Consider the following 11,151-nt stretch of genomic DNA (forward strand, 5'->3'; position numbering starts at 1 on the left):
CTCGAAGAGGGACAGTGATGATCATCGACTGCCACGGTCACTACACGACCGCCCCGCCGGCGCTGGAAGCATGGCGCAATCAGCAGATCGACGGGCTCACGGACCCCGCGGTCGCCCCCGCTCGCGCCGATCTGCGCATCAGCGACGACGAACTGCGCGAGACCATCGAGCCGAACCAGTTGCGGCTGATGGACGAACGTGGCATCGACGTGACGATCTTCTCGCCCCGCGCCTCGTTCATGGCACACCACATCGGGGACTTCGCGACCTCCTCCGAGTGGGCGGCCATCTGCAACGAGCTCTGCTTCCGCGTCAGCGCCCTCTACCCGGAGCGCTTCGTCCCCGCAGCGATGCTCCCGCAGTCACCCGGCGTCGACCCCGCCACCTGCGTACCGGAACTCACCCGCTGCGTGGAGGAGTACGGCGCCGTCGCGCTGAACCTCAACCCCGACCCTTCGGGCGGTCACTGGACCTCCCCGCCGCTCACCGACCGGTCCTGGTACCCCGTCTACGAGAAGATGGTGGAGTACGACGTCCCGGCGATGGTCCACGTCAGCACGAGCGTCAACCCCGCCTTCCACACCACCGGCGCACACTACCTCAACGCCGACACCACGGCGTTCATGCAGCTCGTCCAGGGTGACCTGTTCGCGGACTTCCCCACGCTGCGCCTGATCATCCCGCACGGCGGCGGCGCCGTTCCGTACCACTGGGGCCGTTTCCGCGGCCTGGCGATGGCGCTCGGGAAGCCGCCGCTGGAAGAACACGTCCTGAACAACGTCTTCTTCGACACCTGCGTCTACCACCAGCCGGGTTCGGACCTCCTCTTCGACGTCATCCCCACCCGGAACATCCTCTTCGCCTCGGAGATGATCGGCGCCGTCCGCTCCGTCGACCCGTGCACCGGCCACCACTTCGACGACACCCGCCGCTACGCCGAGGCCGCCAAGCTGCCCGCCGCCGATCTGGCCGCCATCCAGGAACACAACGCCCGTGCCGTATACCCCCGGCTGGACACCCTGCTGAAGCGCCAGGGCCGGTGAGTCACATGAGCACTCCCACTCCCACTCCCAAGACCCCCGGCTGGCTGGACTGGTACCACAACCCGTCCGTGCCGACCTTCCGGCTCCCGCCGGGAACTGTCGACGCCCACTGCCATGTCTTCGGCCCGCAGGCCGAGTTCCCCTTCGCACCGGAACGGAAGTACACGCCCTGCGACGGCGGCAAGGCCGAACTGTTCGCGCTGCGCGACCACTTGGGCATCGCCCGCAACGTCATCGTGCAGGCCACCTGCCACGGCGCGGACAACACCGCGATGGTCGACGCCGTACGGGCGTCCGGCGGCAGGGCGCGCGGCATCGCGACCGTCCGTCCGGACATCACCGAGAGCGAGCTGCTCGGCCTCGACGCGGCGGGCGTACGCGGAGTGCGCTTCAACTTCGTACGGCGGCTGGTCGACGCCTCCCCGGCGGACGACCTGCGCGCGATCGCGCGGAAGGTCGCCCCGCTCGGCTGGCACATCGTCCTCTACTTCGAGAGCGCCGACCTGCCCGAACTGGAGGGCTTCTTCGCCTCGTTGCCCACCCCGCTGGTGGTCGACCACATGGGGCGACCGGATGTGGCCCAGCCGGTGGACGGGCCGGAGTTCACCCGGTTCCTGCGCTTCATCGACGCGGGCGACGTCTGGGTGAAGGTGACCTGCCCCGAGCGCCTCAGCGTCACCGGCCCCGCCGCCCTAGACGGTGAGCGGCACGCCTACACCGATGTCGTCCCCTTCGGCCGCCGCGTCGTGGCGGAGTTCCCCGACCGGGTGCTGTGGGGCACCGACTGGCCCCACCCCAACCTCACCGGCCACATGCCCGACGACGGCCTCCTGGTCGACTACGTCCCACAGGTGGCGGTCACCGCCGAGCAGCAGCGCAAGCTGCTCGTCGACAACCCCATGAGCCTGTACTGGCCCGGCGAAGCCGTCTGACCCTTCCCCACCCCCCACGTCCCCCTCCCCACTCCCCGCTTCGACAAGGGCACTCGCATGCACCATGCCAACGCGCTGAACCGGCTGGACAGACTGCCGATCTCCCGGTTCCACAAGACCACTTTGCTCGCCGTCGCCTTCGCCTACTTCTTCGAGTTCGCGGACATCAACAGCTTCGCCACCACCGCCCCGAAACTGATCGACCTGTGGGGTGTGACGGTCGACCAGGTCGCCTACGTCACCTCGCTGTCCTTCGTCGGCATGTTCATCGGGTCGATCGCCGCCGGGGCCGTCGCCGACCGGTGGGGCCGCAAGCGGGCGCTGCTGTGGACGACGCTGTGGTTCGGCCTGTTCTCGTTCGCGGCCGTGTTCTCCTGGGACATCGTGTCCCAGGGCGTGTTCCGCGTCCTGACCTCGGCGGGGCTGTCCGCGATGACCGTCGTCGCGGTCGTCTACGTCAGCGAGCTGTACCCGTCCAAGGTCCGCGGCAAGTACCAGGCCTACGCCATCGTCATCGGCATCTGCGGCACACCGGCCACCAACCTCATCGCCAGCTTCGTCGTACCGCTCAACGACTGGTCGTGGCGGCTGGTCTACCTCTGGGGTTCCCTGGGCATCCTGCTCGTCCTGTTCACCCGGCATCTCAAGGAGTCGCCCCGCTGGCACGAGAGCAGGGGAGACCACGCGAAGGCGGACGCGATCCTGCGGGAGATAGAGACCCGCGTCGCCGCGGAGAAGGGCCCCCTTCCCGAGCCTGCGCCCCCGGTCGAAGAAGCCCCGTTGAGCAAGGCACCCCTGCGCCTGCTCCTCCAGAAGAAGTACCTGTACCCGACCCTGCTCCTCACCGTGCTGTGGGTGACCCAGACCATCGGCTTCTTCGGCTACTCGAGCTGGGCGCCCACCCTGCTGGCCAAGGAGGGATTCAGCGTCGAGAAGTCGGTCTTCTACCTCGCTCTCACCACGGTCGGCGCCCCGCTCGGCTCCTTCCTGGCGTCCCTGGTCACCGACCGCTTCGAACGCAAGTGGTGCCTGGTCGCCTTCGGTTCGGTGATCGCGCTGTGCGGCCTGTTCTACGGGCTCACCTTCGACCCGGTCTTCATCGTCGTGTTCGGCTTCCTGGTGAACCTCTTCGAGCGCGGCTACACGGCCCTCGCCTACGCCTACTCCCCCGAGCTCTTCGACACCCGCGGCCGCTCCCTGGGCACGAGCATCCCCTACGGCCTGGGCCGCCTGTCGAACGCCGCCGGCCCGCTGATCGTCGCGGCCCTCTACAACAGCAGCGGCTACCGGAGCGTCTTCTACTTCATCGCCGGCGCCTGGCTGGTCGGCGCGATCGCCCTCGCCGTCTTCGGCCCCAGGACCCGCGCGGCGGCGCAGTCGACGCCGGGACGGCAACGTCCAGTTGCCGTTGATCCGGCACGGAGTGTGTGACGAGGCGGGCCGACGCCCCGCCACCCGACCGGTATCCCGACGGTATCCGGACCGTATTCCCCCCTCTCGCCCGCCGTTAAGCTGGCCGAATGGCCAAGGACACAGGCGAGCGGATGGGCGTCGTCACCGCACTCGTGCGGTCGGCGTTTCTCGTCAATGCCGTGTACGCCGACTCGAGCCGGGCGTATGGACTGACCCCGCAGCAGGGGCAGTTGCTGTGTGTGCTGATGCCCCAGCCGTACGGGATGAGCGAGCTCGGGGAGATGCTCGGGCTCGCCAAGTCGAGCCTGACCGGGCTGGTGGACCGGACCGCCCAGCGGGGGCTGGTGCGGCGGGAGCCCGACCCCCGGGACCGGCGGGCCGTGCGGGTGGGACTCACGAAGGACGGCGCGGAGATCGCCGAGGAGTTCTACGCCGAGACCTGCCGGCGTGTCGAGGCACTGCCCTCGGGGCTGAGCACCACCGAGCGGGAGAGGCTCACCGCGCTCCTCTCCCGCGTCGTGCTGGACAACAAGGTGCCCGAGGTGTTCACGGACCCGGACGTCAGTCCGTAGCCCCGGGCCGGCCGAAGAGTTCCTCGAAGCGGCCGATGCCCAGGTCAGCACCCTTGTACTGCGCCACCACCTGCGCCGGGACGACAGTCGGGACACCGGGCTCGTCCGGCGACGGGAACTGGCCGACGCCCCCTTCCGGCCCCAGCGGAAGCAGTACCGAGGGCACCGGGGACGGCCGGTGGACGGCGTTCTGCCGCTCGCCGCGCACCTGCGCGAGGATGTTCTCAGCGACTACCGCGGCGTGCTGTGTCGCGTACAAGGCCATTTTCGCCTCCGCGAGGTCGGTGAGGTCCCCCAGGGCGTAGACGTGCTCGTGACCCTGGACGGTGAGCCGCTCGGTCACCGGGACCCGGCCCTGCGGTGTACGGGTCGTGATGCGGCCGTCGGCCAGGTAGTCGCCGTTGGCGCGTACGCCGTGGCAGCGGAACCAGATGTCGGCCGAGATCTCGTCCCCGGCCGTCGTACCCACCGTGAACGTCTTCGCCCGCCCCGGCTCACCCGGCGGCTGCTCGGCGAGCCCCACACCCAGCCGTAACTCCACGCCCAGACCCGCGAGTTGACCGTGCAGGTCCGCGCGCAGTTCGGGCTCGAATCCCGGCAGCAGTTCGGTCGCCGGGTCCACGACCACCACCGTCTTCTCCGGCCACACCGCCTTGATCTCACCGGCCAGCTCCAGCCCCACCGGGCCCGCGCCCGTCACCAACACCCGCTCGGCGCCCGCCAGTTCGTCGTGGGTGGCACGCAGCCGGGCCAGCGCCTCGCTCGCGTCGTCCGCGTCCGCCTTGGCGGGGAAGGGGTACCCGGAACCGGTGGCGAGGACCAGGTAGTCGGCCGCGATACGGCGACCGTCCGCCAGGGTCACGCCGTCCGGATCCGCGGACGCCACCCGCTGCCGCACCACCTCTCCCCGGGCCAGCAGACGGTCGTAGGGGAAGAAGATGTTCTCCGCCCAGTCCGGCCGCACCAGCGCCCGCAGCGAGCCGGCCGCGTGCTCGAAGGCGTCCTTCGGCTCGACGAGCACGACGTCCGTCTCGGCATCCAGCGCCTTGGCGACCGCGGCGCCGCCGTATCCCCCGCCGACCACCACGACGGTGCGTCCTGTTGTGGCGCGTGTCATGAAGCCCTCAACTCCCCACCCAGTAATTCATTCATTCGCGCAGCGCATTCATTCGCGCGTTCATTCGCTCCACGAACAATATTAGTTCGCAGTACGAACTTCAATGATGGAGTTCACTCGAAGTCCCCGCGCCAGGCCCAGCGTCACCGCGATCGACGCCGCCGCCATCACCGTCATCCCGGTGGCCGGTGAGGTCAGTTGGGCCACCGCACCCGCCAAGGAGGCGCCGACGCCCTGGAGGGTGAGCATCCCGGCGGAGTGCAATCCCAGGGCGTGGCCCGCCAGTTCGCCCGGGACGAGGGCCATCAGGCGCTCCTGCTGGACCAGGCTCGCGCCGAAGCCGACACTCGCCACGGCGGCGCCGGCCGCGGCGAGCGGAAGCGGCGGGCCCAGCGCGAAGAACAGATACGGCGCGGCCAGCAGCAGAAGCAACGGCACCCCCAGCCGGGACCGCAGCGCGGGCGGCACGAGCCGGCCCACGGTCACATCGCCGACGAACATCCCGAACGCCGCACAGGCGAACAGCGTGCCGGCCGCGTGCGGGGCGTAGGAGACGTAGAGCGATTCACAGCCGACGACCAGGCCGTTCGGAATCCACAGGGCCAGATAGAGGTGGCGGCGGGGACGGGAGGACCACAGCAGGGCGTTGGTGCGCCAGGTCGCCGCCACCGAGGGCCGGCCCGAGGTTCGCGGCGGGCGGCGGGTCAGGCCCAGGCGGATCCCGAGGGCGGCCAGCGCGTACAGCGCCGCCGCCAGCAGGAGGCAGGTGCGGGGCGAGAGGACGGCCAGCAGGACGCCGCCCGCCGCGAAGCCGGTGATCTGCGTGATCCCGTTCATCATGTTGAACACCGAACGCCCCAGCAGATACCCGCCCTTGCCTTCCTTGGCGAGGATCTCGTTCAGCAGACCCCAGCGGACTCCCCCGCCCAGCGAGGCGATCAGGCCCTGGACGAGTACGACGGCGAAGACGGCCGGCAGCGGCAGGCCGGGCAGAGCGATGAGCGCCGTACCGGCCGCGAAGGCGAGGGAGATGCCCGCCATCGTCGCTCTCGGGGGCAGACGGTCCGCCCCGGAGAGGAAGAAGGTCGCGCCCAGCACCTGGGCCAGCGACGGCCCGAACATGCTCACCGCGGACAGCAGCGGCGACTCGGTCGCCCGGTACACCAGGGTGCCGAGCGCCAGGGCGCTCACCGTCTGGGCGGCGACATGGAGGGAGGAGGAGAGAAAGAGCGGGGTGAACTCCGGTGTACGGAAGAGGTGTTGGTAGCTGCGCATGCGCGGAGTCTGGGGCGCCCAGGGAACGATGGTTACTGTTTCGCACAGAGGCGAAAGGTCGGAGGCGGCGGCGCATGGGCTGGTGGCAGGTCAACACCGACACGCTCGCCGCCAGCCGGTTCGTCCTCTCCCCTCTGGCCGAGACCTTCGCGAGCCTGCAGCTGCTGCACGCGAGCGTGCCCGCACACCCCGGCGAACACGCCTGGCTACAGCGGCACTTGCCCGGCTACCGGGCCCGCCTGGCCGCCGACCCGGTGACCGCGCTGCTCGTGCGCGCCGGGCTCGGCCGGGACTGGATCGCCGACTTCCTCACGCCCACCCCGAGGGCCCGGGAGACCTTCGAGGAGGGCGTGGAGAGGGTGCGGGCGGCCCGCCCCGACGAAGCCCGCGCGCACCTACGGCTTTCCCTCGCCGGCCCGCTCCCCGCCGAGCTGGACCGCGACGACCTCCCCGAGCGCGCGGCCGGCCTCCTGGAGTACGTCTGGACCGAGACCGTACGGCCCGACTGGCACCGGCACCGGCGGGTCCTGGAGGCGGACGTGGTCGCCCGGACCGCGCGGGTGAGCCAGGGCGGCTGGGCGGCGATGCTGGACTCACTGCGCCCGGGCCGGACCCGCTGGCTCGGCGGCAACCGGCTCCAGGTGAACCTGCACGAGTACCCGCCCCGCGAGATCTCCGGCGCCGAGCTCGTCTTCGTACCGGTCACTCCCCAGGCCGGCTGGGTGTCCTGGGAGGAGCCCAGCCGGTACGCGGTCGTCTACGCCTGCGCGGGCGCGCTCGCCGACCCGGGCGGGCGGACCGTGCCCGCGAGCCTCGGCGCGCTGCTCGGGCCCGCACGGGCCGGTGTGCTCGTCCTCCTCGGCTCCCCGCTGAGCACCAGCCAACTGGTCGCCGTGACCGGGCAGGGCCTCGGATCGGTCGGACGGCACCTGAAGGTGCTGCTGGACGCGGGGCTGGTGGAACGGCGGCGGGCGGGCAGGTCGGTCCTGTACTCGCGGACGGCCGCGGGCGAGGTCCTCGTGAAGGCGGCGGGAGTGACCGCAGCGGAGTGACCGGAGCGTCGGGGTCCGGTCGGTTGCCCGACAACTCGCGGAGTTAGCATCCGAACATGACGACGAATGCAGACAGCAGCGGTATTTCTCCCCTCGACACCGAGATCGGCGCCCTCAAGGGCGGTTCCGCGGACCTCTCGCAGTACGCCGGCCAGGCCGTGCTCGTGGTGAACGTGGCCTCCAAGTGCGGGCTGACCCCGCAGTACACCGGCCTCGAGCGGCTGCACGAGCAGTACGCCGAGCGCGGCTTCACCGTCCTCGGGGTGCCCTGCAACCAGTTCATGGGGCAGGAGCCCGGCAGCGCCGACGAGATCGCCGAGTTCTGCTCGGCGACGTACGGCGTGACCTTCCCGATGACCGAGAAGGTCGAGGTCAACGGCGAGGGCCGGCACCCGCTCTACGCGAGCCTGGTCGGCTTCGCCGACGCCGAGGGCCACACCGGTGACATCCGCTGGAACTTCGAGAAGTTCCTGATCGGCCGCGACGGCAAGGTCGTAGCCCGCTTCTCACCGCAGACCGAGCCGGAGGCGGCGGAGCTGGTCGCCGCCGTGGAGGCGCAGCTGGCCGGTTGACCTTCCCCCTGGGGCAGGGCTCTGATTTCTGCGTCCGGGCACAAGCCGAGCCCTCTCGGCAAGGACGGCGAACTGGTCGAGAGGGCTCTTGTCGTGCTGCTTGTGCAGTTGTTGTCCGTGATGCACTCGGCTATGGCTTGACCGAGGCCACGAAGGCGTTCCAGGCGTCCGCGGGGAACCTCACCTTGATTCCGTCGGGGCCGACCTTGGTGTCCCCCACGTCCAGCGACGCCTCGTTGGTCGACCTGACCATCACGCAGGCACCGTTGTTGTTCGTGTAGGAGGACGTCAGCCACGTTTCCGTGGCACCCAGGCGAATTGGCATGTTTGCTCCGTTAGGGGAGTAGCGCTGTTCGATTTCCGCCAACCTTTACTGATCGTTGGCGTGATCGACGCTACTCGCCGACTTCCCCTTTCGGAGCAGCCGTTCACTCGTCCGGATGGCATATTCCAGGTGAGTCTTCCAGGCAGGCCAGGCCGGGGTGTAGGATCCGGCCCTTTCTGTCGAAGGCGTCAACGGAGGGGCTCGACGGAGGGGCTCAACGGAGGGACTCCCGGGCGTACTCCTTCGCCACGTCCTCGATCAGCTGGCGCGACTGGTCCACGTTCAGCGCCTGGGCGCGCAGGTGCTCGTACATCACCGTGTACTTCTGCACATCTTGCGCCTTTTCCAGGTAGAGGTCACTGGTCACGCCCTCGATGTACACCACGCTCGAGTCTGCCGCGTCGGCGAACTCCAGGATCGAGTACTGGCCGTTGATGCCGGGATGCGCGCCGACCTCGAACGGCAGCACCTGCACGGTGATGTGCGGCCGCTGGGACACCTCGGCCAGGTACTCCAGCTGTTCGCGCATCACCTGCCGGCTGCCCACGATCCGGCGCAAAGACGCCTCGTCCAGCACCACCCACAGCCGCAGCGGATCCCGTTCGGCGACGATACGATCCTGCCGCCGCAGCCGGACCTCGGCGCGTTTGTCGATCTCCGTGTCCGAAGTCTCCGGCGAGCCGCCTCTGATGATGGCCTCGGCGTAGGCGCGGGTCTGCAACAGCCCGGTGATGATCTGGGGCTCGTAGACGCGCAGCGACTCGGCATCGGTCTCCAGGCCGATGTACACGCTGTACGGGATGTCCCCGAACGCGTGCCACCAGCCCTGTTGCCGCGAGTCCTTGGCCATCTGCATCAGCGAGTCGACGATCCGCTGGTCGTCGACCTCGTAGACCCCGCACAGATCGCGGACGTCACGCTGGCTGATGCTGCGCCGGCCGTTCTCCAGCCGGCTGATCTTCGACTGCGACACGAGCAGTCGTTCCGCCACTTCCTCGGCCGTCATGCCCTTGATCTCGCGGAGCCGGCGCAGCTCTTGGCCCAGCCGGCGTCGCCTGACGGTGGGATTGACATTGGACGCCACGGGACGTGCACCTCCGGCTGCGTGCCTCAGAATTGCCACTTTGCGTATCTGCTGTTGAGCAGACTGCCACCAAGGTGCTCACTACCGCTGGGAAACGGGGGATATGCGCCACGCGCATGCGGGTTGAAGAGTTTCCGGCCACGGGCCCCGTACGGAGCCGGACATACGGCCGCGCGGGGCGACGGAACCATATCGTCCTGGGACGTACGGTTCCGCCACCCCGCGCGGACCAGCGGCTCCCGTACCGGGTCTTGGGGACTGCGGTGCGGCGCTCGGTGAAGCGGGTCGTGCTGTCGTACCGCTGGTGCGGTGCCCCGCCGTGGGACTGCGGCTCAGTGGGCCACGGCGCGCGCCATGGATCCGCGGCGCGGTTGCATCGGAACGCCGCGTGCGGGTTCCGGTGCGGGCTGCCTGACTCCTGGGCCGGTGGCGGCCTGACGGCCGACCGGTGGTGCCGGGCTGCGTCGCGGCTGGGCCGCCACGCCGTTCTGAACGTCCATCACGGCATGCGCCACGAGGCCGCCCATCGGGTCGTGCCTGATCAGGTCCCGCAGCCGGGATCGGGACGAGCGTCCCTCGTTCCCCGGATACAGGTGTTTGCCGAGGCCGACCGCGTGCGCCAGGGCGGCGAGCGCCGCGGTCCGCGGGTCCGGCGGTACGCCGGTGCGGATCGCGGAGTCCAGCCGGGCCCTGATCTCCCGGCTGATCTCGTTGTCGGTCGCCTGATAGCGAGTCGTCGGCAACACCCCGCACATCTGTCCCGCCACGGCATGCACCATGCCGCACCGCTCCAGATGCGAGAGGTAGGTCTGGCGCAGCCCCAGGCGGGGCCCGCCAATCCAGTTCACCGCACGTACGGGAGCGCCACGCCTTCGCAGCAACTCCAACGCGCAGTCCAATGTTGGATCTCCAGTCGGCCGTGGGACTACCACGGCGATACGATCCCCGTCTGGGGCTATCCGTCCGGCCAGCGCCAGCTCCACTAGCTGCGCTCCGGCCAGACCGAGGTCGAGCGACTGCGGCTGTGCAGTGGTACCCGTGGTCGGGTCCAGTGCCAGCAGCAGAAGCTCTTCCGGAAGTGTTCTGCGGCTCCTGCCCATCCATGCCTCCCCGCGTGGATGAATGACAGGGTGACCCCTCTCACATTGGTCTGTCGAGGGTGCGTGACCTCTTTGTGAGGGAACCAGTAGGTATGTCGTTCTCGTCTACCGCTTGAGTCAACCCCGCACACAGGACACTGGTACATGGTTCGGACACCGCTTCAGAGCGGTGTTCACGGGCGGCGGTTCATGGTTCGGTAGCCGCACGGACGGCGTGTGGCACATGGAGGAGGCATCGGTGGCGGGCGAGTCCCCCGACAGGTCGAAGCAGCACGAGTCGTCGGTAGAACCGACGTCGGGGAGCGCGAGTCCGGTTCCCGAGGCAAGGAGCGAAACGACCGGGAAGGGCGACCCCCGCCTGGCGGTAGCCCGCGAATCGGGCACGAGGTCCCGCGGGGGCGTGGACACGGCGACAAGGACCCTGTCGGTACGCGAACTCGCGGAGGCGGCGGGGAGGCCCGGGGCCGCGCGGGGGGATGCCGGGGAGGGCTCCGGGCGGGCTGACGCCGGGGAGACCGAGGGCTCGGTGCAGGCGGAGGCCGGGACGACGGGAGAGGCCGGGCGGGCTGACGCCGGATCGGGCGCGGACGCGGGGCAGGCTGACACCGCGACGGCCGCAGGCACGCGGCAGGCTGACGCCGGGCGCCCCGGGGACGCGGGACAGTC

General features: G+C 69.8%; 11 protein-coding genes and 1 pseudogene. 7 read left to right on the forward strand and 5 right to left on the reverse strand.

Features of this window, described 5'->3' with window-relative positions; genetic code table 11:
- Positions 1-17: 17 nt before the first annotated feature.
- The 4 genes from AB0I77_RS27765 to AB0I77_RS27780 all read left to right on the forward strand — a co-directional run bounded on the left by AB0I77_RS27765 (position 18) and on the right by AB0I77_RS27780 (position 3,960).
- Positions 18-1,043, forward strand: a complete 1,026-nt coding sequence (locus tag AB0I77_RS27765; RefSeq protein ID WP_363285421.1) for an amidohydrolase family protein — start codon at positions 18-20, stop codon at positions 1,041-1,043.
- A 5-nt stretch (positions 1,044-1,048) separates the two neighbouring features.
- The gene (locus AB0I77_RS27770; protein WP_363285422.1) at positions 1,049-1,975 is read left to right on the forward strand and encodes an amidohydrolase family protein; all 927 of its coding nucleotides are present in this window, start codon (positions 1,049-1,051) and stop codon (positions 1,973-1,975) included.
- A 57-nt stretch (positions 1,976-2,032) separates the two neighbouring features.
- Positions 2,033-3,406 (forward strand): MFS transporter, encoded by a 1,374-nt coding sequence (locus tag AB0I77_RS27775; RefSeq protein WP_363285423.1) that lies wholly within the window; start codon positions 2,033-2,035, stop codon positions 3,404-3,406.
- A gap of 113 nt (positions 3,407-3,519) precedes the next feature.
- Positions 3,520-3,960, forward strand: a complete 441-nt coding sequence (locus tag AB0I77_RS27780) for a MarR family transcriptional regulator (protein WP_363285540.1) — start codon at positions 3,520-3,522, stop codon at positions 3,958-3,960.
- Here AB0I77_RS27780 and AB0I77_RS27785 read toward each other — a convergent pair.
- A complete protein-coding gene (locus AB0I77_RS27785) occupies positions 3,950-5,077 on the reverse strand; it encodes an FAD-dependent oxidoreductase (protein WP_363285424.1) in 1,128 nt (375 codons plus the stop codon). The two genes, AB0I77_RS27780 and AB0I77_RS27785, sit on opposite strands and share 11 nt — an antisense overlap.
- 81 nt (positions 5,078-5,158) lie before the next feature.
- Entirely contained in the window at positions 5,159-6,352 is a 1,194-nt protein-coding gene (locus tag AB0I77_RS27790; protein WP_363285425.1) for an MFS transporter, read from the reverse strand.
- Positions 6,353-6,426: 74 nt separating this feature from the next.
- Between AB0I77_RS27790 and AB0I77_RS27795 the strand changes: the two genes are divergently transcribed.
- Together AB0I77_RS27795 and AB0I77_RS27800 are read left to right on the forward strand one after the other, a co-directional pair.
- On the forward strand, positions 6,427-7,404 hold the full coding sequence (locus AB0I77_RS27795; protein ID WP_363285426.1) for an ArsR family transcriptional regulator: 978 nt from the start codon (positions 6,427-6,429) through the stop codon (positions 7,402-7,404).
- 56 nt (positions 7,405-7,460) lie between these two features.
- The gene (locus tag AB0I77_RS27800) at positions 7,461-7,976 is read left to right on the forward strand and encodes a glutathione peroxidase (protein WP_363285428.1); all 516 of its coding nucleotides are present in this window, start codon (positions 7,461-7,463) and stop codon (positions 7,974-7,976) included.
- A gap of 130 nt (positions 7,977-8,106) precedes the next feature.
- On the opposite strand, the gene AB0I77_RS27805 is transcribed toward AB0I77_RS27800, so the two are convergent.
- The 3 genes from AB0I77_RS27805 to AB0I77_RS27815 all read right to left on the reverse strand — a co-directional run bounded on the left by AB0I77_RS27805 (position 8,107) and on the right by AB0I77_RS27815 (position 10,485).
- Positions 8,107-8,301: a DUF397 domain-containing protein gene (locus AB0I77_RS27805; protein WP_363285430.1), complete on the reverse strand. Its 195-nt coding sequence runs from the start codon at positions 8,299-8,301 to the stop codon at positions 8,107-8,109.
- 214 nt (positions 8,302-8,515) lie between these two features.
- Positions 8,516-9,385, reverse strand: coding sequence for a helix-turn-helix transcriptional regulator (locus tag AB0I77_RS27810; RefSeq protein ID WP_363285432.1), 870 nt, complete (start codon positions 9,383-9,385; stop codon positions 8,516-8,518).
- A 332-nt stretch (positions 9,386-9,717) separates the two neighbouring features.
- A complete protein-coding gene (locus AB0I77_RS27815; protein ID WP_363285433.1) occupies positions 9,718-10,485 on the reverse strand; it encodes a GPP34 family phosphoprotein in 768 nt (255 codons plus the stop codon).
- 223 nt (positions 10,486-10,708) lie between these two features.
- Here AB0I77_RS27815 and AB0I77_RS27820 point away from each other — a divergent pair.
- Positions 10,709-11,151: pseudogene (locus AB0I77_RS27820) on the forward strand (D-alanyl-D-alanine carboxypeptidase); the annotation flags it as partial.

Source organism: Streptomyces sp. NPDC050619 (assembly GCF_040654815.1).
Classification (GTDB): domain Bacteria; phylum Actinomycetota; class Actinomycetes; order Streptomycetales; family Streptomycetaceae; genus Streptomyces.